Raw genomic sequence first — 22,349 nt, 5'->3', positions numbered from 1 at the left:
GACCGCCATCCGATCCCGCGTGCGGGCCAAGGCCCGGTCACCCTGCTCGGCGACGCCGCGCACACGATGCCGCCCACCCTGGCTCAGGGCACCAACCAGGCGTTGCTCGACACCATGGTGCTGTGCGGGGCACTGGCGGGCGTGCGTCGTGCGACAAACGTTCGCGGCGAAGATGTTTCGCGTGCGTTGCGGTCCTACGAGAAGACCCGGCGCCGGCGGGTCATGGCCGTGTCGTGGGCGGCATCGTGTGCGCGGCGTCGCCGAGCAGGGTGACCGGGCCTTGGCCCGCACGCGGGATCGGATGGCGGAAATGCGGGAACGGCGAGCGGGCCAAATCGTCGTCGGTCAAGGTGGCGAGCACCCGATCGACCAAGTCCGACCATCCGCAAAAGTGCGACCGCATCATCTCGATCGGCCGCTGCGGCCGGACGAAGTCGGGCGACCAGGGCAGGTCGAACCACCACTGCACGTCGCAGCCCCCGGCGGGCCACAGGCCGAGGTTGCCGTGCCCGCCGATGATCATCAGCGCGGCATCGCAATCCGCGATCTCCGGAAGCGTGGCCAGCCCCTGCCAGCTGCACCAGCCGGTGGGCGACGCGCCTTGGGCGCCAACGTGATCGCGCACCCGCGAGTGCAGGCCGTCGGCACCGATCAGCACGTCCCCCTCGGCCACCGTGCCGTCGTCGAACTCGACGCTGACCCCGTCACCCGTGCTTGCCAACCCGATCACCCGGGAGCCGCACCGGATGCGCTCGACCGGGAACCCCTCGAGAAGCCGATCCAGCAGAACGCGGCGCGGAACCATCCGGATGGGCGCACCCAGTCGCCGCACCATCGCGGTCACGTCGAGGGTTCCGACCCTGCGGCCCGTGGGCGTCACCGCCCGCACGGTGGCCAAGGGCCGGCCGGCGCCGTCCATATCGACACCCAGCTGGTTGAGGACCGTCTCGCCGTGGGACCAGATCGTCACCGCGCCGCCGGCCGCCCGCACATCGGGCCGCTGCTCGAAGACGATGACGTCGTGCCCGTCGCGGAGCAGGCCCCGGGCGACGGAGATGCCGGCGACACCGGCGCCCACGACGAGCACCCGGAGCGAACGCGCGTCGCCGAACACGCGATCCTCTATAGCGAGCGTTGCAGGAGCACTTGGCCGCTGTCGGCGGCAACCACCTGCACGGCGGCGATCTGGTCGATCGGGGTCGAGATGGCGCCCGCGGGTGTCGCGGTGTGGCCGGGCACGGCCACCCACGTCGCCAACCGCGTCTGGCTGCCGTCGCGGCCCACCACAACCATGGCGAGCGTGTCGTGGTGCGCGTTGAGCGGCGCCAGGCACACGCAGCGCAGGTTGATGGAGGTCCCCCAGTGCTGGCTGCTGACGGCGACCGTCGACGTCAGCAGGGTGGTGCTCACCTGCGCCATCGGCTCCGACGACGCGGTCACCTGCTGGGACGGAGTCGACGACCACCCCTCGAGGCCGACGAACACCCCGATCGCCAGCACCGCGGCCGCGGCCGCCGACGCCACCCAGGTCACCACCCGGGTGCGGCGCCGGCGCCAACGAACCGTCGCCAGCAGGGACGGCAGCAACTGTGGAGACATCTCCGGGGCCGGACCGGATTGGTCGATCGCGGCCACCTCGGCACGGTCAAGCTGTGAGAGCAGGGCCGGCACTCCACTGAGATCGGCGACGGCCTCCCGGCAAGACGGGCAGCGCGCCATGTGCGTCTCGAATTCGCGGCGTTCCGCGGCCGACAAAGATCCCAACACGTATGCGGCATCCCACATCGCGTAGCGGTCTTCGGGAGGGCCGACATCCTGCACCGGCGTCCTCATTTCATCCATCTCCGTCACCCCTCAAGCATTCGGAGCCCCTCATCGGGTGACCCCAAGTTCCTGCAGAGTGAGTCGCAACGCCCGCACGGCATAGTGTAGTCGCGACTTCACTGTTCCCTCGGCGATGCCGAGGTCCGCAGCGATCTGCGTGGTGGTCCATCCGCGGTAGTAGGACCGTTCGATCACTGCTCGGTGCTCGGCGGACAACTGGGCCATCCCGTCCGCTATCAGCAACCGGTCCAGCGCCGCATTGACCTCATCCGGCGTGGACTGTTCGGGCGCACCCGATACGTCTGTGGAACCGACGACGTTGCGAAACCGCGCGCTGCGCCGGTCGTCGATGATCATGTTGCGGGCCACCGTGAACAGCCACGCCCGCGCCGAGCGCTCGGTGTCCCCGACGACCTCGGGGTGCTGCCATGCGCGCAGCAACGTCTCCTGGACCACATCCTCGGACTGGCTCGCGTCCCCCGTCAGCCGCAGCGCATAACGCCACAGAACCGCGGCGTGTTCGTCATAGAGCGCCTTCATCAGAGCGGCCTCGGCAGCCCCGGAAGCCCTCCCCGTGCCAGCCACACGAGCCACTCGATCACCTCCTGCCCGGGAAACGAGCGGAGCTGAGGTTTAGTTCACCAGCGTCAGGATGCGCGGCCCCGCGTCGGTGACCGCGACGGTGTGCTCCCAGTGTGCCGCGCGCGAACCGTCGGTGGTGGTGACCGTCCACTGGTCGTCCAGCACCACCGTCTTGCCGGTGCCCAGCGTCAGCATGGGCTCGATGGCCAGCACCGATCCGGCTGCCAGCAGGGGGCCGCGCCCGGGCGAACCCTCGTTGGGCAAAAACGGATCCATGTGCATCTGCCGGCCGATGCCGTGCCCGCCGTAACCCTCGACGATCCCGAAGGCGCGCGAGTGGCGGGCCTCCGCGTCGCGGGTGCCCATCTCGATGGCGTGCGACACGTCGGTCAGCCGGTTACCGGGCACCATCGCCGCGATCCCGGCCTCCAGCGATTCGCGGGTCGCCTGCGACAGCGCTTCATCGGCGGCGTCCAGCGTCCCGACCCCGAAGGTGATCGCGGCGTCGCCGTGCCAGCCGTCGAGCACCGCGCCGCAGTCGATGGACACCAGGTCACCGGACGCCAGGATCTCGGCGGCCGACGGTATGCCGTGGACGACCCGCTCGTTGACCGAGGAACAGATCGACGCCGGATAACCGTGATAGCCCAGGAACGACGGCACCGCGCCGGCGTCGCGGATCACCGACTCGGCGATCTCGTCCAGGCTCAGCGTCGACACCCCGGCGATCGCGGCCGCCCGCACCGCCTGCAGCGCCGCCGCGACCACCGCGCCCGCCGCCGCCATGGCGTCGAGCTCACCGGCGCTGCGCTGCGGCACCACCTTGCGGCTCCGCAGCCGCGCCAGCGGGTTCATCCCTACTTGCCCAGCGCCTGCAACGCGCGGGCGAACACTTCGTCCATAGTGCCGACGGCGTCGACCGTCTTGAGCTGGTCGCTGTAGTACTCCAGCAGCGGTGCCGTCTCGTCGCGGTAGACCTTCATCCGGTTCAGGATGATGTCGTCGGTGTCGTCGGCGCGGCCCCGCGCTTTGAGCCGCTCCAGCAGCTCCTCCTGGGACACCCGGAATTCCAGCACCGCGTCGATGTCGGTGCCCCGGCGCCCCAGCATGTCGTGCAGGGCTTTGGCCTGTCCGGTCGACCGCGGGAAGCCGTCCAGGATGAAGCCGTTGGCCGCGTCGGCATCGCTCAGGCGGTCGTCGACGAGCTGGTTGGTCAGCTCGGAGGGCACCAGGTCGCCGGCGTCCAGGTAGCGCTTGGCCTCCAGGCCCAGCTTGGTTCCGTTCTCGATGTTGCTGCGGAACAGCTCACCGGTGGAGATGTGCGGGATTCCCAGCTTTTCGGAGAGCTTCTGGGCCTGCGTTCCCTTGCCCGCCCCCGGCGGTCCCAGCAAAACGACTCTCACTTCAGGAACCCTTCATAGTTGCGCTGCATGAGCTGACTCTCGATCTGCTTGACCGTATCCAAGCCCACGCCGATCATGATCAACACCGCGGTACCGCCGAACGGCAGATTCTGAACCGCTCCGCCATTGCCGATCTGCAAGAACAAGTTGGGCAGCACCGAGATCGCGCCGAGGTAGATCGAACCCGGCAGGGTGATCCGGCTCAGCACGAAACGCAGGTAGTCGGCGGTCGGCTTGCCCGGCCGGATGCCGGGGATGAACCCGCCGAACTTCTTCATCTCGTCGGCACGCTCGTCGGGATTGAACGTGATCGACACGTAGAAGTACGTGAAGAAGATGATGAGGCCGAAGTAGATGGCGATGTACACCGGATCGCTGGGGTCCGACAGGTAGCTGCCGACGAACTTGTCCCACCAGCTGTTGCCCACGCCGCCGCTGCCGCTGCGGATCAGTTGGGTGATCAGGTGCGGGATGTAGATCAGCGAGGACGCGAAGATGACCGGGATAACACCGGCCTGGTTGACCTTGAGCGGCAGATACGTGGAGGTTCCGCCGTACATGCGCCGGCCGACCATCCGCTTGGCGTACTGGACCGGGATCCGGCGCTGGCCCTGCTCGACGAACACGACGCCGACGATGATGACCAGCGCGGCGACCAGGACGGCGGCGAAGATCATCCCGCCGCGGCTGTCCAGGATCGTCTTGCCCTCGGCGGGGATGCGGGCCGCGATCCCGACGAAGATCAGCAGCGACATGCCGTTGCCGATGCCGCGCTCGGTGATCAGCTCACCCATCCACATCACCAGCGCCGCGCCGGACGTCATCACCAGCACGATGACCACCAGCGTGAAGATGCTCTGGTCGGCGATGATGTCCAGCGAGCAGCCCTGCAGCAGCCCGCCGTTGGCGGCCAGGGCCACGATGCTGGTGGCCTGCAGGATGGCCAGCGCGATGGCCAGGTAGCGGGTGTACTGCGTCATCTTGGCCTGGCCCGATTGGCCTTCCTTGCGCAGTTCCTCGAACCGCGGGATGACGACCGTGAGCAGCTGCACGATGATGCTGGCCGTGATGTAGGGCATCACCCCCACCGCGAACACGGTGAGTTTGAGCAGGGCACCACCGGAGAACAGGTTGATCAGCGAGTAGATCTGTCCGGCCGCGCCACCGCTGGCCTCTTTGATGCACTGCTGGACGTTCGGGTAGTTGACGCCAGGGGACGGTAACGCGGCGCCGACCCGATACAAGACGACGATGCCAAGCGTGAAGAGGATCTTCCGTCTCAGGTCGACTGTCCGCAGCGATGAGATGAAAGCGGAAAGCAACTCTTCCTCCTGCGCAGCCGGGGGTTTCCTGCATCACGCGCCCAACACCCGCAGGCCAGGACGTACGGCCGACTAATCTACAGCGCGTCAAACCGTGTACGAGACTAACAGCTGGTACGGGCAGCTCTGGTCAGGGCCTTTACTGCGCCCCTCTGTGAGACCGCCCGCGGCGCGGTTAACCGGGCGTTTGCGTCGCCGCCGCCCCACGGGAGAAAAACACAGCAAGCCGTAAGCCGCGAGGCGTAGAGTTCCCCTGACTCGTTGCATTTGCTAAATAACTTGGGAGCAGCATGACACGCACTGACCAAGACAGCTGGGACTTGGCCTCGAGCGTCGGCGCCACGGCCACCATGGTCGCCGCGGCCCGCGCGCTGGCCAGCGAGGGTTCCAATCCGATCATCAACGACCCCTTCGCCGCGCCCCTGGTGCGCGCGGTCGGCCTCGATTTCTTCCGGCGCCTGGTCGACGGTGAGGTCACCGAATCCGAGGGCTACCAGGGCAGCGGCAAGGACCTGGGGCTGGAGACCGACTCGATCGCCGTGCGCACCCGCTTCTTCGACGACTTCTTCCTGGACGCCGCCCGCGACGGGGTCCGCCAGGCGGTGATCCTGGCCGCCGGCCTCGATTCCCGCGCCTACCGGTTGAGCTGGCCGGCCGGCAGCGTGGTCTACGAGGTCGATCAGCCCGCCGTCGTCGAGTTCAAGAGCACGACGATGTCGCACCTGGGTGCCGCCCCGGCCGCGGAGCGGCGCACGGTCAGCATCGATCTGCGCGAGGACTGGCCGGCCGCGTTGCGCGACAGCGGCTTTGACGTGACCCAGCCGACGTCGTGGAGCGCCGAGGGACTGCTGATGTACCTGCCGCCGGACGCCCAGGACCGGCTCTTCGACAACATCACCGAGCTCAGCGCCCCCGGCAGCAGGCTGGCCACCGAGTATCACCCCGACACCGCCGGCACGACGATGTCGCAACGCGCCCAGGAGTTCAACGACAGGTGGGCCAAAGTCGGCTGCGACATCGACCTGTCGGGGCTGTTCTTCGACGGCGAGCGCAGCAACGTCGTCGACTACCTCACCGGTAAGGGCTGGGAGGTGGCCGCCCGGCCGCGCCGCGAGCTGTTCGGCGAATACGGCCTGAAATTCCGCGACGACGAGGCGATGGCGCAGTTCCGCAACATCGTCGCGGTGACCGCCACCCTGCGTTAGCCATGCCGGAGACCGACAGCAAGCGATCGGACGGCGACAGCTGGGATCTGGCGTCCAGCGTGGGAGCCACCGCCACCGCGGTGGCCGCCCGGCGGGCGCTGGCGTCCAAGGGTCCCAACCCGCTGATCGACGATCCCTTCGCCGAGCCGTTGGTGCGCGCCGTCGGCGTCGAGGCCTTCATCCGGATGATGGACGGAGACATCGAGACCCCCGAGGATGATCCGGCGTTCACCGCGCGGCGGCTCGGTGAGGGCATGGCGGTCCGCACCCGGTTCTTCGACTCGTTCTTTCTGGGGGCCGCCGACTCCGGTATCCGCCAGGCCGTCATCCTGGCCTCGGGACTGGACACCCGGGCCTACCGGCTGGCCTGGCCGCCCGGCACCGTGGTCTACGAGATCGACCAGCCGCGGGTGATCGAGTTCAAGACCCGCACGCTGGCGGACCTGGGTGCAACCCCCAGCGCCGAGCGGCGGGCGGTGGGCGTGGACCTGCGCGACGATTGGCCGGCCGCATTGCGCGACGGTGGATTCGATGCGGCCGCGCCCACGGCGTGGAGCGCCGAAGGCCTGCTGGGTTATCTGCCGCCGGAGGCACAGGACCGCCTGTTCGACAGCATCACCGCGCTGTCCGCCGTCGGCAGCCGGATCGGCACCGGCTACGTGCCCGACATGCGCGGGCGCATCGAAAAGCGGGGCCGCGAGATCAGCGAGCGCTGGCGCCGGATGGGGCTAGACCTCAACTGGGCGGATCTGGTGTACCCCGGCGAACGCAACGACGTCGTGACCTACCTGTCCGAGCGGGGCTGGCGCTCGTCGGTGCACAGCACCCCGGAACTGTATGCCGCCAACGGTTTCGAATTCCCCGAGCAACCGTCGATGGCGGCCTTCGCCGACATCCGATACGTGACCGCGACCCTGTCCGAGGAGGCGTCGTGACCCGCACCGATCGAGACACCTGGGACCTGGCCTCGAGCGTGGGCGCCACGGCGACCTGGGTCGCCGCTTGCCGGGCGCTGGCCGGTAAGCGGGCCGACGCGCTGATCGACGATCCGTTCGCCGACCCGCTGGTCCGCGCGGTGGGCGCCGAGTTCTTCATCCGGGTGCTCGACGGCGAAATCACCGATGAGACCGGCGGTCTCGATGCCGACGCCGACCCGGACGCGGAATTCAACCTGCAGCGGATGACCAACATGATGGCCGTGCGCACCCGCTACTTCGACGACTTCTTCACCGACGCAACCGCTTCCGGTATCCGCCAGGTCGTCATCCTGGCCTCCGGCCTGGACTCACGACCCTATCGCCTGGCCTGGCCGGCGGGCACCGTGGTGTACGAGGTCGACCAGCCCGCCGTCATCGAGTTCAAGTCCACGACGCTGGGCGCGTTGGGGGCCAAGCCCACCGCGCAGCTGCGCACGGTGTCGGTCGACCTGCGCGAGGACTGGCGTGGCGCCCTGCGGGACAAGGGTTTCGACGAGTCGCGGCCCAGCGCCTGGAGCGCCGAGGGCCTGTTGATGTATCTGCCGCCGCAGGCGCAGGACAGCCTGTTCGACGTGATCACCACGCTCAGCGCGCCGGGCAGCCGGCTGGCGACCGAGTACCACGACGGCGGCACCTCGGACCTGCTGGAAAGGCGCGCCAAGGCGATGACCAGGCGGTGGGGGCAATTCGGCTTCGATGTCGACGTGTCGACGCTGGTCTACCGCGGCGCGCGCACGCCTGCAGCGCAGTATCTGAGCGCCCTGGGCTGGCGGGTGTCGACCCGCACCCGCGCCGACATGTTCGCCGAGGCGGGGCTGCCCCCTTCCACCGGGCGACAGCCTGGAGTCGCTGCGGCACAGCATCGCGGTCGACGCCGTACTGCCCTGACGGTCAGTTGGGGTTGGCCGCCGGTGCCCGCACGACCATCGGCACGGCCGGGAAACACCAGGCCATCTCCGAGCGCGACTTGCGTAGCGCGGCGGTGCCGTAACCCCGCTTGCGGTGATCGGGGTGGATCCAGATTCGCACGTCGACCTCGCCGCGGACCAGCTCGCCGAACACCATGCCGACCTTTTCGCCGTGGTCGATGGCCACGAACCAGGCGGCCTCCTCGTCGTCGACCCGGCCCAGCGCGGCGCTGATCTCGTCGTCGAGGTTGCCCGCCTGCCCGCCGGATCCGTCGCCCGACACGCCACCCATGTCCTCGGTGCGGACGCCGAAGATGTCGCGGTCCTCGCTCGCGGAGAACGGCCGCAGCTCGAGGGTGTCCCCCGAACTCGCGGGACGCTCGCCCAGGGTGAAGCTCAGCTGCTTGTTCAGGTCCTCGAGTTCGGTCTGGATCGTCTTTCGCGAATCCTTCGTGAGTCGGTCGAAGGACAAGCCGAATACCGCTTCGGCGCCCGTCCGCGAGGTACCGAGCAAACCGGCGATGGCGTCGATCGCCTCCGATTTGTTGCCGGCCTCCACAATCAGGTCGAGTACTTCGTGTCGTCGTTCAAGGGCTTTCAACAGTGCGTCGGCGATTTCGCGGCGGGCGGCTTTGCGGTCCTGGTCGGTCATTGCACCAGCCTAGATCGCCGGTGGTACCACCGCGCTACATCTGCGGTTCCCCAACTCCAGGAAGCGCTGGTAACGATCCCTGACCGCGCTCGCCCAGGCGGGGTCGGGCTCGACGATGCGCTCGGTGCGCACCCATCGGGCGGCATCGGCGATGGTCGTCTCCAGGCCGGCCGCCATGCGCGCCAGGAAGGCGGCTCCCAGCGCGGCCCCCTCCGCCACCCCGGACACCTCGACCGGGCGCCCGGTGGCGTCGGCGATGGCTTGCAGCCAAGGCCCCACCCGGGTGCCGCCGCCGGTGGCCACGATGCGTGACACCGGCGTCCCGGACAGTTCGATGAGCTGGCGGACGACGAAGCCGGATGCCTCGTAGGCGGCCCGCCGCAGCGCGGCGGCGTCGTGGGTGAGATCCAGCGCCTCGAGCACGCCCCGGCGGTCCGGGTCGTGGAACGGGGTGCGCTCGCCCCGCAAATAGGGCGACCACACCGGCACCCGCCCGGGCTCCACGGCCGTCGGGTCCGCCGGTGCCACAACGCGATCCACCCAGCCCAGGAACAGCCCGCCGGCGTTGCTGGCCCCGCCGATCTGGCTCTTGCCGGGCGTGGTGTGCGGGATGGTCCACAGGCCGGGCATCTGGCGGGCCTCGGCGATCGTCGTCCAGACGATCAGCGTGGTCCCGCACATCACCAGCACGTCGCCGTCGTGGTCGGCACCGGCGACGATCTGTTCGCACAACGCGTCGATGGCGCCGGTGGCCAGCGCGGCCTCGCTGCCGTTGACCTGCCCGACGACGGCCCCCATGCTTTCCACCCGGGGCAGCTGCGAGACCTGCGCGCCCCGGTCGGCGCATGCCTCGGGGTTCCAGCCGGTCCCGTCGAACAAGGGAAACGCCGTGGCGGCGGTGGCGATGTCGATGACCGCCTGGCCCGACAGCGCGTGGTTGGCCACCGCCGGCGCGGGCCAGTAGCCGGCGGCGCCCGGCGCGTGGGCGGCCGTCCAGCGCAAGAACTCGGCGGCCTCGCCCAGTGCGGGCAGCTGCGGCGCTTGTGGGCCCGGGCCGCCGGGCGTGCGGCCCCGCGCGTCGCCGTAGAGCAGTCCCGGCGTGATTGGTGTGCCGGTGTCGTCGACGGCGGTCATCGACGGCACCATCGCCGAGACGGCCACCGCCGCGATTCCGGGTTGCCCGACCAGTTCGTCCAGCGCCGCCGACGGCCCACGCCGCCACGCCGCCACGGCGTCGTGCTCCAGCCGGTCGGGTTCGGGCACCCGCAGCTCGTGCGGGATGCGCACGCGCGCCGTCACGTTGCCGTCGGGGTCGGCGGCGATGGCCTTGACCGCGGTGCTGCCGACGTCGATGCCGATTGTGACGTCTTTGCGTGACACGGGCGTCACCGTACGCCAGCATTGGCACTCGTGACGTCCAAACCGCGCGCCTTGGTGACCGCCCCGATGCGTGGGCCGGGCTTCGCCAAACTGCGGGAGCTCGCCGACGTCGTCTACGACCCCTGGATCGAGCAGACCCCGCTGCGCATCTACAGCGCCGAGCAGCTGGCCGATCGGATCACCGGCGAGGGCGCCGAAATCGTGGTGGTGGAAAGCGATTCGGTGCGCGGCCCGGTGTTCGACGCGGGCGTGCGGGTGATCGCGTCCACCCGTGGCGACCCCAACAACGTCGACGTCGCCGGGGCCACCGCGGCCGGCATCCCGGTGCTGAACACGCCGGCCCGCAACGCCGATGCCGTCGCCGAGATGACGGTGGCCCTGCTGCTTGCCGCCACCCGGCACGTGCTGACCGCGGACGCGGATGTGCGCAGCGGCAACATCTTTCGCGACGGCAGCATCCCGTATCAACGCTTCCGCGCCGCCGAGATCGCCGGGCTCACCGCGGGGCTGGTGGGCCTCGGCGCGGTCGGCCGCGCTACGCGGTGGCGGCTGTCCGGGCTGGGCCTACGCGTCATCGCCCACGACCCCTACAACCCCGACGCCCGGCACAGCCTCGACCAGTTGCTGGCCGAGGCCGACGTGGTCTCGATGCACGCCCCGGTCACCGACGACACGGCCGGCATGATCGGCGCGCGGGAGTTCGCGGCCATGCGCGACGGCGTGGTCTTCCTCAACACCGCCCGGGCCCAGTTGCACGACACCGATGCGCTGGTGGACGCCCTGACCGCGGGCAAGGTGGGCGCCGCGGGGCTCGACCACTTCGCCGGCGAGTGGCTGCCGGCCGATCACCCGCTGGTGGGCATGGGAAACGTGGTGCTGACCCCGCACATCGGGGGCGCCACCTTCGACACCGAGGCGCGGCAGGCGCAGATGGTGGCCGACGACCTGGAAGCGCTGTTGGCCGGCAACGCGCCCGCGCATATCGTCAACCCGGAGGTGTTAGGGCCATGAAGTTCGTGGACAACCCGGAAACCGCGGTGCTGGACGCCGCCAAGGACATGCTGCGCCGCGGTCTGGTCGAGGGGACTGCCGGCAACATCTCCGCGCGCCGCGCCGACGGCCACATCGTCATCACCCCGTCGTCGGTCGACTACCGCGACATGCAGCTCGACGACCTGGTGCTCGTCGACGCCGACGGCTCGGTGCTGCAGGCGGCGCAGGGCCGCGCGCCGTCATCGGAGATGCAGCTGCACCTGGCGTGTTATCGGGCGTTCGACGACATCGGCAGCGTCATTCACAGCCATCCGGTGTGGGCCACCATGTTCGCCATCGCCCACGAACCGATCCCGGCCTGCATCGACGAGTTCGCGGTTTATTGCGGCGGCGAGGTCCGGTGCACCGACTACGCCGCCTCCGGCACGCCCGACGTCGGCGCCAACGCGGTGAAGGCGCTCGAGGGCCGCGGCGCCGCGCTGATCGCCAACCACGGCCTGGTGGCGGTGGGACCGCGGCCCGACAAGGTGTTGCATATCACCGCGCTGGTCGAGCGGACCGCTCAAATCGTCTGGGGTGCAAGGGCTCTCGGCGGGCCGGTGCCCATCCCCGAGGACGTCAACCGCAACTTCGCGTCCGTGTATAGCTATCTGCGGACGAACGCCTAGCCGGCCGCCGGGCCCGGCGCTAGCTGAAACTGACCGGGAGTGACTCGTACACGGTCATGTTGTTGCACAGGTCGGGCAGCGTCATCCTCGGTCGGCCGACGTCGATGTTGTTGGTATTCAACAGGATTTCATCGAGCGCGGCCCGGACCTCCGCCCGCGCAAGCATCGCACCCAAGCAGTGGTGGGCGCCGCCGCCGCCGAAGGACTGGTGGGGGTTGGGATCACGGCGGATGTCGAACCGGTAGGGGTCCGCGAAGACGTCCTCGTCGCGATTGGCCGAGCGCAGCATCGTCACCACCCGCGCACCCGCGGGGATCACCGCGTCACCGAGCGTCACATCCCTGATCGCCCCGCGCACCCAGAACATGATCGGTGTGGAGTAGCGGATCACCTCCTCGACCGCGGTGCGCCGCGTGTCCGGGTCGGATCGGTAGGCCGCGAGCTGATCCGGATTGCCGGCGAAGGCTCGGATGCCGTCGCACAACGCATTTCGCGTCGTATCGGCGCCGGCCAGGCCGAGCACGAAGAAGAAGATCTCCAGCTCGTTGGATGGCAGCAAAAAGCTTTCGCCCGATTCCGCGGTGATCTCGGTGGTGCACAGCGCGCTCCAGATGTCGTCCACGGGATGCTCCCGCTTGCGGGCGGTCAGCGCGCTCGCGTACTCGAACAGCTCCATGAACGGCAACAGATCATCGCCGCCGGGGACCGACATCTGTGCGCCGGCCGTCTTCAGCACCCGGTCGATCAAGCCGAACACTTGGGGGCGGTCGGCGTCGGGGATCCCGACGATGTCACCGATCACCGATATCGGCAGTCCCGCGGCCAGGTCGACAAACTCACCGCCACCGGATTCGACGAGTGTCGCGGCCATGGCCTTGGCCCGCCGGCGAATCCCCTCTTCCAGTTTGGCCACCGCGCGGGGTGTGAACGCGCGGGAGATGACTTTGCGGCGAATCGTGTGATCCGGCGGGTCCATGCTCACGATCGCCGGATAGGCGTCGAACAACGGTACGTCCTGGATCAGCGGGCCGCGGGTCGCCGTGAATGTTTCGTGATCGCGGTGCACGCGCGCGACGTCCGCGTGCTTGGTGCACACCCAAAACTCGCGTCCCACAGCGGATTGCACGTCGGAAGTCAGCCGCTGGTGAAAGACCGGGGTGTGGGCGCGCAACTCGGCAAACAGATCGTCGGGAAAACGCGACGCCCATAGCGCGGGGGCGGCGAGATCGATGGTCGCGCCGGTCACGATCCGTCTCGATTCCGCTTGAGCTCCTCGCGCAGGCCGGCCAGGATCAGGCGCAGTCCGTAGGCGAACGCCTCGTCACCCGGACCGTGTGCCATTCCCCCGGCGCGCCGGGTGTGTTCAAGCTGAACCGAGCCCAGCAGATGGATGTACAACGCTGCATGCGCGGCATCGAAATGCTTTTCATCCAAGCCACTTTCGCGCAGAATTGCGCGCGCGGCGCGGTTCATCTCGGCGGCCGCGGCGGTGTGCGGATGCTGCTGGAGCAGGGCCGCGATCCCGGGAACGTCGACGAGCACGTGCCAGGCATTCAGGTGCAGCGCAATTAACCGCGCTTCCCAATCGCCCGCCTGCGGCACCTCGATCTGCGTGAGGACCGATTCGATGAGCAGATCGAGCAGTTCGCGCTTGTCGCGGACGTGGTAGTACACCGACGAGGCGGCCGTACCCGCTTCGGCCGCCAGCTCCCGCATCGTCACCCGGCCGACGCCCACGCGCCTAGCCAGTTGCAGGAGGTGCTTGGTCAGGTGCGCCCGGTCCAGGGCCCCGTAGCGCAGCACCGGTACATCGACGTCGGCCTTCACGCGTCCCCCACTTCGAACAGCGTTCTATTTCGAACGGTGTTCAGATTAGAACAGCGTTCGCCTACGCTTGTCAACCATGGGGCGATACCGCGTGGTTCAGTGGTCGACCGGCAACATCGGAAGGCGGGCGCTGGGCATCCTGCTGGACCGCGACGACTTCGATCTGCAGGGCGTACATGCGTTGGACGCCGCGAAGGCGGGGCGCGACGCGGGAACTCTCGCGGGCCGGCCCCTGACCGGCGTCATCGCGACGAGCGATGTCGACGCGCTGCTCGACCTGGCACCCGACTGCGTGAGCTACATGCCACGCGTCATCGACTACGCGCTGGTGGAAACGATGTTGCGTCGCGGCATCAACGTGGTCACGACGGGCGACTTCCTGACCGGCACCCACCACCGGGCTGAACTGCCGGCGCTTGAGGAGGCCGCGCGCCGGGGCGGTGCGACCTTTCTGGGAACGGGTTTCGAGCCGGGCTTCATCAACGTCGTCGCCGGCTTCCTCACCGGTGCCTGCCGCAAGGTTCGCAGCGTCAAGCTCGTCGAAACGCTGGACTGCACCACCTATCCCGTGCGGGAGGTGTGGCAGGTGCTCGGATTCGGTAAGCCACCGCGGCAGCCGCTGACGCCGATCGACCCCGCGGCTCAACGCTACGGCCTCGGTTACTTCGAGACCCTGGACATGATCGCCACAATGCTGGGGACCGAACTCGATTCGACAGAGGCGTTCGTCGAGACCGCGGTGCTGACCCGGGATCTGGATCTGGGGTGGGTGAATTACGCCGCCGGCACCGTCGGCGGCCAGCGCCGCACCTATCGGGGCTATCGCCGCGGAAGCCCGCTGGTCGAACTGGCCATCTGCTGGACCATGAGTGACGACGCGCTCGAGCCGAAATGGACCGACCCCGAGGGTTTCCGCGTGGTGATCGACGGCGAACCGCGCGTCGACGCGACGATCAGGTTCGGCGAGCCCGGGCAGGACGTGATGACCGTGCTGATGGACAGCACCGCCGTCGCGGCCGTCAACGCCATCCCGTTCCTGTGCCAGGCGCCACCGGGGGTCATCACGCCAATCGATCTGCCGCTCATCGGTTCCCGCGGCGCGTTGGGCTAACGCTGGTCGAACCCGTGATGAGCACCCGCTTATCCGCCACCGCGGAGGGCGTCGCGTCCGCCATCAGTAAAGGTTGCCGCGAAATCCGGGAAGCGTACAGTGGGAGAAGCTTGTTATATCGGCTAAGTATTAGATTGACTACCTCCGATAGGAGCACACCGTATGACTTCCACCAGGTACGAAGGCGACACCTGGGACCTGGCGTCCAGCGTCGGCGTGACCGCGACCATGGTCGCGGCGGCCCGCGCCATGGCCACCCGGGCCGACAACCCGCTGATCAACGACCCCTTCGCCGAGCCGCTGGTGAAGCTGGTCGGCGTGGACCTGCTGTCCCGGCTGGCCAGCGGCGAGCTGGACCCCGCCGAGCTGAACGACGTGCGCGACGGCGCCGCGGGATCCGCCGGCGCGATGTCGCGGATGGCCGACAACATGGCCGTGCGCACCAAGTTCTTCGACGAGTTCTTCCTGGATGCGACGAACGCCGGCGTCAAGCAGGCGGTGATCCTGGCCTCCGGGCTGGACGCCCGCCCGTACCGGTTGGCGTGGCCGGCCGGGACGGTGGTCTACGAGGTGGACCAGCCGCAGGTGATCGAATTCAAAACCCGCTCGCTGGCCGAGCTGGGCGCCGAGCCGACCGCCGAGCGGCGGGTGGTGGCCGTCGACCTGCGCGACGACTGGCCCACCGCGCTGCGCAACGCCGGATTCGACCCGGCCCAGCCGACCGCGTGGAGCGCCGAGGGCCTGCTCGGCTACCTGCCGCCCGAGGCGCAGGACCGCCTGCTGGACACCATCACCGAGCTCAGCGCGCCGGGTAGCCGGTTGGCCACCGAGAGCGCGCCCAACCCCGAGCCCGGTCACGAGGAGAAGATGAAGGAGCGCATGCAGACGATCTCCGAGCGCTGGCGTGCGCACGGTTTCGAGCTGGACATGGCGGGACTGGTCTACTTCGGCGACCGCAACGAGGCGGCCGCATACCTGGCCGACCGCGGCTGGCGGCTGAACAGCGCCAGCATCACGGAACTGTTCGCCGCCAACGGACTTGACCCGCTCACCGACGATGACACGCGGATGGGCGAGATGCTGTACACCAGCGGCACGCTCGGCGAGGAGGAGGCAGCCCGATGACCACCGACGCGGCAAGAACCGACGGCGACAGCTGGGACCTGGCGTCCAGCGTGGGAGCGACGGCAACGATGGTCGCCGCATCCCGCGCCGTCGCTTCGCAGGGGCCCAACCCACTGCTCGACGATAAATTCGCCGATCCGCTGGTCCGCGCCGTCGGATTGGACCCCTTCATCCGCATCATCGATGGTGACGTTGACTTCGCCGACGATCCGCTGATGAACCGCAAAGCCAGGGCCGAGCAGATGACCGTGCGGACACGGTTTTTCGACGATTTCTTCATCAATGCCACCGAAGACGGTGTGCGCCAAGCGGTGATTCTGGCTTCCGGCCTGGACACCAGGGCCTACCGCTTGCCGTGGCCCGCGGGCACCGTGGTCTACGAGATCGACCAGCCACAGGTCATCGCGTTCAAGACCAACACGCTGGCAGGCCTCGGCGCGGCCCCCACCGCCGAGCGGCGGACAGTGGCCATCGACCTGCGCGAGGACTGGGCTGCGGCCTTGCGCGAGAACGGGTTTGACGTCTCGCAGCCGACCGCGTGGAGCGCCGAAGGGCTGCTGCCCTACCTGCCACCCGAGGCGCAGGACCGGCTGTTCGACAACATCACCTCGCTCAGCGCGCCGGGCAGCCGGCTGGCCACCGAACACGTGCCGGACCCCAACGCCTTCACCGACGAACGCCTGCAGCGCATCACCGAGCGGTGGCGCAGTGCCGGGTTCGACCTTGACGCAGGTGAGCTGTTCTACCGGGGTGAACGCAGCGTCGTCGTCGATTACCTGAGCGAGCACGGCTGGGATGTGACGGCCCACGCGGTCAGGGAACTGTACGCGCACAACGGCTTCGAATTTCCCGAAGAAGTGGTGGTGGCGTTCGGTGACCTGAGCTACGTCGCCGCCGCCCTCAAGTAGGCTGCTTCCATGTCACGCAGTCACGACGATGAGTGGGATCTTGCCTCCAGCGTCGGCGCGACCGCGACCATGGTCGCGGCCGGGCGCGCCATGGCGTCCAAGGATCCCCGCGGTCTGATCAACGATCCGTTCGCCGAGCCGCTGGTGCGCGCGGTCGGGGTGGATTTCTTCACAAAGATGATGGACGGCGACCTCGAGCTGGATGCGATCGAGAACGCCACGCCGGTGCGCATCCAGTCGATGGTCGACGGAATGGCGGTGCGTACCAAGTACTTTGACGACTACTTCGTCGACGCCACCGGCGGCGGGGTGCGGCAGGTGGTGATCCTGGCCTCGGGGCTGGACTCGCGCGCCTACCGGTTGCCCTGGCCGGCGGGCACGGTGGTCTACGAGATCGACCAGCCGCGGGTGATCGAATTCAAGAGCCGCACCCTGGCCGACGTCGGCGCGGAGCCGACCGCGCCGCGGCGCACCGTTCCCATCGATCTGCGCGCGGACTGGCCCGCCGCCCTCAAGGCGGCGGGATTCGACACCACGGTGCCGACGGCCTGGCTGGCCGAGGGCCTGCTGATCTATCTGCCGCCCGACGCCCAGGACCGGCTGTTCGACAACATCACCGCGCTCAGCGCACGGGGAAGCACCATTGCCACCGAATTCGTGCCCGGCATAGTGGATTTCGATGCCGAACGGGTTCGGGAGATGTCCGGTTCGTTCCGGGAGCACGGCGTCGACATCGACATGGCGTCGCTGGTGTACGCCGGTGAACGCAACCATGTCATCGACTATCTGTCCAGCATCGGCTGGAAGGCCGAGGGCGTCACCCGCACGGAACTCTTCGCGCGCAACGGCATCGAGGCGCCCGCGCCGGAGAACGACGACCCGCTCGGCGAGATCATCTTCATCAGCGCCGAGCTGGCCGGCTAGACCGGCTGGGTCCCTAGAGCCGCCAGGGCCCCAGCCACAGCGCGCTGGCGCCGTTGTAGGACCGTTCGACGTTGTCCAGGACGGCGCCGATGGTGCGGCCCAACAGCGCGGCCAGCGCGTCGGGCAGCGACGCGGCCGCCGGCTGCGAGGAGGCCCGCGGCCGCAGCATGTCCAGCAGCGAGCCGCCCGGGAGGGTGACCAGGCGCACGTCGGCGTCTTCGTCCAGTCCGGCAAGGATTTTCGCCCGGCGCAGCGCGGTACGGAAGCCACCCAGTTCGTCGACCAGCCCCCGCTCGCGGGCGTCGGCACCGGTCCACACCCGGCCCCGGGCCACGCGATCGACGGCCTCGGTGGTCAGATTGCGGCCGTCGGCGACCCGCTCCAGGAAGTCGGCGTACACCAGGTCGGCCTCGGCCTCCCGGTGGGCGCGCTGCTCGGGGGTGAACGGCGTCTCGATCGACCAGGCATCGGCATTGGCGTTGGTACGCACGGTATCCAGCCCGACGCCGAGGCGCTGCAGCAGATCGCGAATCACCAGCTTGCCGGTGATCACGCCGATGGAACCGGTGACGGTCGCGGGGCTCGCGACGATCGCGTCGGCGGCCGCGGCGATGTAATAGCCGCCGGACGCGGCGACCGCACCCATCGACGCCACCACCGGCTTGCCGCGCTTGCGCGCCCTTTTCACTTCTCGCCACAGCGTTTCCGATGCGGTGACCGAGCCGCCGGGGCTGTTGACCCGCAGCACGATCGCGGCCACCGAATCGTCGGCGGCGGCTTGCCGCAGCGCCGGGGCGATGGTGTCGCTGCCTACGGTGGACGCGCCGAACGGCAGGAACTGCGGTCCCCCACGTCCGTCGACGATCGTGCCGTCGACGTTGATCACGGCCACCGCCGGTTTGGCGCGCCGTCCGGGAACCGGGGGCACCGGCGGGGCCAGCCGCGACCGGGCCGCGCCGGCATAGCGCGACACATACAGCCGCGGTGGCGTGTTCTCCTCCGAAACATCTTTTACGCCAACCAGTTCCGCGATGCGGTCATAGGCTTCGTCCCGGAATCCGATCCGGTCGACCAGGCCAGAGGACACGGCCTCGTCGCGCAACAGCGGGGCGCGGTCGGCCAGCGCGTCCAGGGCGCCGGCATCCAGCTTGCGTGATTTCCCGACCGCCTCCCACACCTGCTCCTGCAGGCTTTCCAGCATTCGGGTGACGGCCTCGCGGTGGGCCTCGGTGAAGCCGTGCTCGGTGAAACGGTTTGCCGCCGACTTGTATTCGCCGCGGGCGACGAATTGGGCCTCGATGCCGGCCTTGTCCAACGCGTCGCGCAGGAAGGTGGCATTGCTGGCGAAACCGATCAGCCCGACGCTGCCGGCGGGCTGCATCCAGACCTCACCGAACGCCGAAGCCAGGTAGTACGACAGCGTGCCCGGGTAGGTCTCGGCCCAGGCCAGCGACGGCTTGGCGGCAGTGAAAGCGACGATGGCCTCGCGCAGTTCCTGCACCGCCGCCGCTGGCGACGCCGTCAGTTGCACACGGGCGATCAGCCCCGCGACCCGCGGATCCTCGGCCGCCCGGTAGATGGCGGCCACCACGTCGCGCAGCGCGAGCTGCCGGCTGCCCCCGCTGACGAGAGCCAGGGGGTCGAAGCCCGAGGTCTCCGGCGGAATCGTGCGCAGGTCCAACTCGAGCAAACAGCCGTTGGGCACGCCGTGATGACGGGCGGTATCGACCCGGCCGGCCAGCGCCCGAACGTCGTCGACTCCGGGCATCGAAGGCAGGAAAGCGAACATGTCTGCAGACTACCGATGCACGGCCGTACGGTGGTCGGGTGAGGTTTTCCATCGCGATCCCGCAATTCGACTACGACGGCTTCGACGCAGCGGGGCTGCGCGCTTTCCTCGCGCGCGCCGAGGAGCTCGAGTTCGAGGGCGGCTGGCTGCTCGAACAGATCATCGGCCCCGCACCGCTGCTGGCTCCGCTGGAGCTGCTGGCGTATTGCGCGGCCTGCACCGAGCGCCTGCGCCTGGGCGTCGCCGTCCTGGTGACGTCGCTGCACGATCCGCTGCAGTTGGCCTCGGCCGCCACCGCGGTCGACCGACTCAGCCACGGCCGCTTGGACATTGGTGTCGCGCCCGGTGGTGGCCGACGCAAATTCGCCGCCTTCGGCGTGGACAAGGATACGTTCATCTCGTATTTCACCGAGGGCCTGGAACTGATGAAGGCGGCCTGGTCCGACGAGCCAAGGGTGACGTTTCACGGCCGGTTCCGCGACGTCGACGACCTGCCGATATCGCCCAAGCCGGTGCAGCGCCCGCACCCGCCGATCTGGTTCGGGGGCCTGGCGCCCAAGGCCCTGGCCCGGGCGGTGCGACACGGCGACTCATTTTTGGGCGCCGGTTCGTCGACCACCGAAGCGTTCGCCGGCGCCGTGACCGTGGTGCGCCGCGAACTCGAGGAGCAACACAAGGATCCCGCGACCTTCACCATCGGCAAGCGGGTCTATTTGATGGTCGACGACGACGCCGCCAAAGCCCGCGAACGCGTGCTGGACGGCCTGGACCGCATCTATGGCCGGATGCCCGGCGTGCAGGACGTGCCGGTCTCCGGCACACCCAACGACGTGGTGCGCGGGCTGCGCGAGGTCATCGACGCCGGGGCCCAGATGGTGCTGTTGAATCCCGTCGGCATCGACGCCGCGCAGAACCACGAACAGATGGAACGCCTTGCCGCAGAAGTGATTCCGCAGCTGAGCTAGCTAGGACAGCTCGGTGGCCGAACCGCCCGCGGCGGTGATCTTCTCGCGTGCGCTGCCGCTGAACTTGTGTGCCGACACCTCGACCCTGACCGTCAGCTTGCCGTCGCCGAGGACCTTGACCAGCGAGTTGCGGCGAACCGCGCCCTTGGCCACCAGCTCGTCCACGCCGATCGAACCACCCTGCGGGAAAAGCCGATTGAGGTCGCCGACGTTGACGATCTCGTACTCGGTGCGGAACCGGTTGCGGAACCCCTTGAGCTTGGGCAGCCGCATGTGGATCGGCATCTGGCCACCCTCGAAGGTGGCCGGCACGTTCTTGCGTGCCTTGGTGCCCTTGGTACCGCGACCGGCGGTCTTGCCCTTGGAGCCCTCACCGCGACCGACCCGGGTGCGCGCGGTCTTCGACCCCCGCGCCGGCTTGAGATCGTGCAGCTTGATCGTCATTTCTTGCTACCTCCGGTACCCGCGGTCGACGCCTCGGCCGGCTCCACCTCGACGAGGTGGCTGACCACCGCGATCAACCCGCGGGTCTGTGGGTTGTCCTCGCGAACCACCGACTGGCGAATCTTGCGCAGGCCCAGGGTGCGCAGGGACTCACGCTGCTTCCAGCGGGCCCCGATGGTGCTGCGCACCTGGGTGATCTTCAGTTGACTGCTCATGGTTGTGCCCCCGACGTCTGCGCCTCGCGTGCCGCCGCGCTGGCGATCGCGTCACCTTCCCGGCGAGCCTTGAGCATTCCGGCCGGCGCAACGTCCTCGATGGGCAGGCCGCGGCGAGCGGCCACCTCCTCGGGGCGCTGCAGCAGCTTGAGCGCGGTGACCGTCGCGTGGACCACGTTGATCGCGTTGTCGCTGCCCAGTGACTTGGCCAGGATGTCGTGCACGCCGGCGCATTCCAGCACCGCACGGGCGGCGCCACCGGCGATCACGCCGGTTCCGGGGCTGGCCGGGCGCAGCAGCACCACGCCGGCGGCCGCCTCACCCTGAACCGGGTGGGTGATGGTCCCGCGGATCAGCGGCACCCGGAAGAAGCCCTTGCGGGCCTCCTCGACGCCCTTGGCGATGGCCGCGGGAACTTCCTTGGCCTTGCCGTAGCCGACACCGACCATGCCGTTGCCGTCGCCGACGATCACCAGCGCGGTGAAGCTGAATCGCCGTCCACCCTTGACCACCTTGGAAACGCGGTTGATCGCGACAACCCGCTCCAGGTAGTTGCTCTTGTCGCCGTCGCGGTCGCGGCCACCACGACCGCCGTCGCCGCGCCGGCCGCGGCTGTCGCGGTCCCCGCGCGAGTCACGGCTGTCGCCGGCGCCTTGTCCGCCGGCCGGCTGCTCCGCCATTATGCGGTCCTTCCAGTCGTGTTCAAGCTCTTCGTCATCAGAATTGCAATCCGTTCTCGCGTGCGGCATCGGCCAGCGCCGCGATCCGTCCGCCGTAGGTGTATCCGCCTCGGTCGAAGACCACGCTGTCGATGCCGGCGGCCTTGGCGCGCTCGGCGATCAGCTGGCCCACCCGCACGCTGCGGGCTTTCTTGTCCCCCTGCAGGCTGCGCACGTCGTCCTCGATGGACGACGCGGCGGCCACCGTGGTCCCGTTCTCGTCGTTGACCAGTTGCACGTGGATGTGCCGCGCGGACCGGTTGATCACCAGCCGCGGACGCTGGCCGGTGCCGGCGATCTTCTTGCGCAGGCGTGCGTGCCTGCGCAGCCGGGAAACCCGCCGAGTCGCGGATACGCTCTGCCCCACCGGCTTTCGCGCGGCGGTGCCAGCTTGTGTTTGCGCCATGA

At 69.0% G+C, this 22,349-nt stretch carries 24 protein-coding genes and 2 pseudogenes; 11 read left to right on the top strand and 15 right to left on the bottom strand.

Features of this window, described 5'->3' with window-relative positions:
* Nucleotides 1–273 (top strand): NAD(P)/FAD-dependent oxidoreductase (locus tag A5646_RS28530; RefSeq protein WP_197505278.1); only part of this gene is annotated, 273 nt, incomplete at its 5' end.
* On the opposite strand, the pseudogene A5646_RS24825 reads toward A5646_RS28530, so the two are convergent.
* From A5646_RS24825 to secY, 6 genes and pseudogenes are all read right to left on the bottom strand, one after another.
* A pseudogene (locus A5646_RS24825) lies at nucleotides 233–1,114 on the bottom strand (FAD-dependent oxidoreductase); the annotation flags it as partial. The gene A5646_RS28530 and the pseudogene A5646_RS24825 sit on opposite strands and share 41 nt — an antisense overlap.
* An 8-nt stretch (nucleotides 1,115–1,122) precedes the next feature.
* Nucleotides 1,123–1,842: an anti-sigma factor gene (locus A5646_RS24820; protein ID WP_066881420.1), complete on the bottom strand. Its 720-nt coding sequence runs from the start codon at nucleotides 1,840–1,842 to the stop codon at nucleotides 1,123–1,125.
* A gap of 30 nt (nucleotides 1,843–1,872) precedes the next feature.
* Nucleotides 1,873–2,418 (bottom strand): sigma-70 family RNA polymerase sigma factor, encoded by a 546-nt coding sequence (locus tag A5646_RS24815; protein ID WP_082972677.1) that lies wholly within the window; start codon nucleotides 2,416–2,418, stop codon nucleotides 1,873–1,875.
* 39 nt (nucleotides 2,419–2,457) lie between these two features.
* On the bottom strand, nucleotides 2,458–3,261 hold the full coding sequence (gene map / locus A5646_RS24810) for a type I methionyl aminopeptidase (protein ID WP_066869469.1): 804 nt from the start codon (nucleotides 3,259–3,261) through the stop codon (nucleotides 2,458–2,460).
* Nucleotides 3,262–3,263: 2 nt separating this feature from the next.
* A complete protein-coding gene (locus tag A5646_RS24805) occupies nucleotides 3,264–3,809 on the bottom strand; it encodes an adenylate kinase (RefSeq protein ID WP_066869466.1) in 546 nt (181 codons plus the stop codon).
* On the bottom strand, nucleotides 3,806–5,131 hold the full coding sequence (secY, locus tag A5646_RS24800; RefSeq protein ID WP_066869463.1) for a preprotein translocase subunit SecY: 1,326 nt from the start codon (nucleotides 5,129–5,131) through the stop codon (nucleotides 3,806–3,808). The genes A5646_RS24805 and secY overlap by 4 nt, the downstream gene beginning before the upstream one ends.
* Before the next feature lie 290 nt (nucleotides 5,132–5,421).
* On the opposite strand from secY, the gene A5646_RS24795 reads away from it, so the two are divergent.
* The 3 genes and pseudogenes from A5646_RS24795 to A5646_RS28525 all read left to right on the top strand — a co-directional run bounded on the left by A5646_RS24795 (nucleotide 5,422) and on the right by A5646_RS28525 (nucleotide 8,201).
* Nucleotides 5,422–6,336, top strand: coding sequence for a class I SAM-dependent methyltransferase (locus A5646_RS24795; RefSeq protein WP_066869460.1), 915 nt, complete (start codon nucleotides 5,422–5,424; stop codon nucleotides 6,334–6,336).
* A 2-nt stretch (nucleotides 6,337–6,338) separates the two neighbouring features.
* The gene (locus tag A5646_RS24790) at nucleotides 6,339–7,271 is read left to right on the top strand and encodes a class I SAM-dependent methyltransferase (RefSeq protein ID WP_067024902.1); all 933 of its coding nucleotides are present in this window, start codon (nucleotides 6,339–6,341) and stop codon (nucleotides 7,269–7,271) included.
* A pseudogene (locus A5646_RS28525) lies at nucleotides 7,268–8,201 on the top strand (class I SAM-dependent methyltransferase). The gene A5646_RS24790 and the pseudogene A5646_RS28525 overlap by 4 nt, the downstream one beginning before the upstream one ends.
* 3 nt (nucleotides 8,202–8,204) lie before the next feature.
* Here the strand turns inward: A5646_RS28525 and A5646_RS24780 are convergent.
* Nucleotides 8,205–8,873, bottom strand: a complete 669-nt coding sequence (locus A5646_RS24780; protein WP_067024896.1) for a GNAT family N-acetyltransferase — start codon at nucleotides 8,871–8,873, stop codon at nucleotides 8,205–8,207.
* Nucleotides 8,874–8,882: 9 nt separating this feature from the next.
* On the bottom strand, nucleotides 8,883–10,253 hold the full coding sequence (locus tag A5646_RS24775) for an FGGY-family carbohydrate kinase (RefSeq protein ID WP_067024908.1): 1,371 nt from the start codon (nucleotides 10,251–10,253) through the stop codon (nucleotides 8,883–8,885).
* Nucleotides 10,254–10,283: 30 nt separating this feature from the next.
* Between A5646_RS24775 and A5646_RS24770 the strand changes: the two genes are divergently transcribed.
* Together A5646_RS24770 and A5646_RS24765 are read left to right on the top strand one after the other, a co-directional pair.
* Complete coding sequence (locus tag A5646_RS24770) at nucleotides 10,284–11,264, top strand: NAD(P)-dependent oxidoreductase (RefSeq protein WP_067024894.1); 981 nt, start codon at nucleotides 10,284–10,286, stop codon at nucleotides 11,262–11,264.
* Nucleotides 11,261–11,914 carry an L-fuculose-phosphate aldolase gene (locus tag A5646_RS24765; protein WP_067024891.1) on the top strand — a complete coding sequence of 218 codons (654 nt, stop codon included), beginning with the start codon at nucleotides 11,261–11,263 and terminating at the stop codon, nucleotides 11,912–11,914. The genes A5646_RS24770 and A5646_RS24765 overlap by 4 nt, the downstream gene beginning before the upstream one ends.
* A gap of 19 nt (nucleotides 11,915–11,933) precedes the next feature.
* Here A5646_RS24765 and A5646_RS24760 read toward each other — a convergent pair whose 3' ends face one another.
* Together A5646_RS24760 and A5646_RS24755 are read right to left on the bottom strand one after the other, a co-directional pair.
* Nucleotides 11,934–13,160 (bottom strand): cytochrome P450, encoded by a 1,227-nt coding sequence (locus tag A5646_RS24760; RefSeq protein WP_066869438.1) that lies wholly within the window; start codon nucleotides 13,158–13,160, stop codon nucleotides 11,934–11,936.
* Nucleotides 13,157–13,741: a TetR/AcrR family transcriptional regulator gene (locus tag A5646_RS24755; protein WP_231998466.1), complete on the bottom strand. Its 585-nt coding sequence runs from the start codon at nucleotides 13,739–13,741 to the stop codon at nucleotides 13,157–13,159. Before A5646_RS24755 ends, A5646_RS24760 begins: the two co-directional genes overlap by 4 nt.
* 76 nt (nucleotides 13,742–13,817) lie before the next feature.
* On the opposite strand from A5646_RS24755, the gene A5646_RS24750 reads away from it, so the two are divergent.
* The 4 genes from A5646_RS24750 to A5646_RS24735 all read left to right on the top strand — a co-directional run bounded on the left by A5646_RS24750 (nucleotide 13,818) and on the right by A5646_RS24735 (nucleotide 17,809).
* Nucleotides 13,818–14,852, top strand: a complete 1,035-nt coding sequence (locus A5646_RS24750; RefSeq protein ID WP_067024888.1) for a dihydrodipicolinate reductase — start codon at nucleotides 13,818–13,820, stop codon at nucleotides 14,850–14,852.
* A 162-nt stretch (nucleotides 14,853–15,014) separates the two neighbouring features.
* The gene (locus A5646_RS24745; protein WP_067024885.1) at nucleotides 15,015–15,977 is read left to right on the top strand and encodes a class I SAM-dependent methyltransferase; all 963 of its coding nucleotides are present in this window, start codon (nucleotides 15,015–15,017) and stop codon (nucleotides 15,975–15,977) included.
* Nucleotides 15,974–16,885, top strand: coding sequence for a class I SAM-dependent methyltransferase (locus A5646_RS24740; RefSeq protein ID WP_067024880.1), 912 nt, complete (start codon nucleotides 15,974–15,976; stop codon nucleotides 16,883–16,885). The genes A5646_RS24745 and A5646_RS24740 overlap by 4 nt, the downstream gene beginning before the upstream one ends.
* 9 nt (nucleotides 16,886–16,894) lie before the next feature.
* Nucleotides 16,895–17,809, top strand: coding sequence for a class I SAM-dependent methyltransferase (locus A5646_RS24735; RefSeq protein WP_067024877.1), 915 nt, complete (start codon nucleotides 16,895–16,897; stop codon nucleotides 17,807–17,809).
* Nucleotides 17,810–17,822: 13 nt separating this feature from the next.
* Here A5646_RS24735 and sppA read toward each other — a convergent pair whose 3' ends face one another.
* Nucleotides 17,823–19,598: a signal peptide peptidase SppA gene (gene sppA, locus A5646_RS24730; protein WP_067024874.1), complete on the bottom strand. Its 1,776-nt coding sequence runs from the start codon at nucleotides 19,596–19,598 to the stop codon at nucleotides 17,823–17,825.
* A 38-nt stretch (nucleotides 19,599–19,636) separates the two neighbouring features.
* Between sppA and A5646_RS24725 the strand changes: the two genes are divergently transcribed.
* Nucleotides 19,637–20,563: an LLM class flavin-dependent oxidoreductase gene (locus tag A5646_RS24725; protein WP_067024871.1), complete on the top strand. Its 927-nt coding sequence runs from the start codon at nucleotides 19,637–19,639 to the stop codon at nucleotides 20,561–20,563.
* Here A5646_RS24725 and rplO read toward each other — a convergent pair whose 3' ends face one another.
* The 4 genes from rplO to rplR are packed head-to-tail and all read right to left on the bottom strand — an operon-like array spanning nucleotide 20,564 to nucleotide 22,308.
* Nucleotides 20,564–21,007: a 50S ribosomal protein L15 gene (gene rplO, locus A5646_RS24720; protein WP_067024868.1), complete on the bottom strand. Its 444-nt coding sequence runs from the start codon at nucleotides 21,005–21,007 to the stop codon at nucleotides 20,564–20,566.
* Nucleotides 21,004–21,222 carry a 50S ribosomal protein L30 gene (rpmD, locus tag A5646_RS24715; protein WP_066881399.1) on the bottom strand — a complete coding sequence of 73 codons (219 nt, stop codon included), beginning with the start codon at nucleotides 21,220–21,222 and terminating at the stop codon, nucleotides 21,004–21,006. The genes rplO and rpmD overlap by 4 nt, the downstream gene beginning before the upstream one ends.
* Nucleotides 21,219–21,902: a 30S ribosomal protein S5 gene (rpsE, locus tag A5646_RS24710; protein ID WP_066869410.1), complete on the bottom strand. Its 684-nt coding sequence runs from the start codon at nucleotides 21,900–21,902 to the stop codon at nucleotides 21,219–21,221. Before rpsE ends, rpmD begins: the two co-directional genes overlap by 4 nt.
* A gap of 37 nt (nucleotides 21,903–21,939) precedes the next feature.
* Nucleotides 21,940–22,308: a 50S ribosomal protein L18 gene (rplR, locus tag A5646_RS24705; RefSeq protein ID WP_082972484.1), complete on the bottom strand. Its 369-nt coding sequence runs from the start codon at nucleotides 22,306–22,308 to the stop codon at nucleotides 21,940–21,942.
* Nucleotides 22,309–22,349 lie beyond the last annotated feature (41 nt).

This window comes from Mycobacterium sp. 1245499.0, assembly GCF_001673615.1.
In the GTDB taxonomy this organism is placed as follows: domain Bacteria; phylum Actinomycetota; class Actinomycetes; order Mycobacteriales; family Mycobacteriaceae; genus Mycobacterium; species Mycobacterium europaeum_A.
The sequence above is the reverse complement of the archived record's forward strand: the minus strand, read 5'-3'. Positions and strand labels throughout refer to the sequence as shown.

What these genes read in the sequence shown, in the direction of transcription:
- A5646_RS24820 (WP_066881420.1), bottom strand. Translation starts at nt 1,842, where the DNA reads ATGGATGAAATGAGGACGCCGGTGCAGGATGTCGGCCCTCCCGAAGAC.
- map (WP_066869469.1), bottom strand. Translation starts at nt 3,261, where the DNA reads ATGAACCCGCTGGCGCGGCTGCGGAGCCGCAAGGTGGTGCCGCAGCGC.
- A5646_RS24795 (WP_066869460.1), top strand. Translation starts at nt 5,422, where the DNA reads ATGACACGCACTGACCAAGACAGCTGGGACTTGGCCTCGAGCGTCGGC.
- A5646_RS24790 (WP_067024902.1), top strand. Translation starts at nt 6,339, where the DNA reads ATGCCGGAGACCGACAGCAAGCGATCGGACGGCGACAGCTGGGATCTG.
- A5646_RS24780 (WP_067024896.1), bottom strand. Translation starts at nt 8,873, where the DNA reads ATGACCGACCAGGACCGCAAAGCCGCCCGCCGCGAAATCGCCGACGCA.
- A5646_RS24765 (WP_067024891.1), top strand. Translation starts at nt 11,261, where the DNA reads ATGAAGTTCGTGGACAACCCGGAAACCGCGGTGCTGGACGCCGCCAAG.
- A5646_RS24750 (WP_067024888.1), top strand. Translation starts at nt 13,818, where the DNA reads ATGGGGCGATACCGCGTGGTTCAGTGGTCGACCGGCAACATCGGAAGG.
- A5646_RS24745 (WP_067024885.1), top strand. Translation starts at nt 15,015, where the DNA reads ATGACTTCCACCAGGTACGAAGGCGACACCTGGGACCTGGCGTCCAGC.
- A5646_RS24740 (WP_067024880.1), top strand. Translation starts at nt 15,974, where the DNA reads ATGACCACCGACGCGGCAAGAACCGACGGCGACAGCTGGGACCTGGCG.
- A5646_RS24735 (WP_067024877.1), top strand. Translation starts at nt 16,895, where the DNA reads ATGTCACGCAGTCACGACGATGAGTGGGATCTTGCCTCCAGCGTCGGC.
- sppA (WP_067024874.1), bottom strand. Translation starts at nt 19,598, where the DNA reads ATGTTCGCTTTCCTGCCTTCGATGCCCGGAGTCGACGACGTTCGGGCG.
- rplO (WP_067024868.1), bottom strand. Translation starts at nt 21,007, where the DNA reads ATGACGATCAAGCTGCACGATCTCAAGCCGGCGCGGGGGTCGAAGACC.
- rpmD (WP_066881399.1), bottom strand. Translation starts at nt 21,222, where the DNA reads ATGAGCAGTCAACTGAAGATCACCCAGGTGCGCAGCACCATCGGGGCC.
- rpsE (WP_066869410.1), bottom strand. Translation starts at nt 21,902, where the DNA reads ATGGCGGAGCAGCCGGCCGGCGGACAAGGCGCCGGCGACAGCCGTGAC.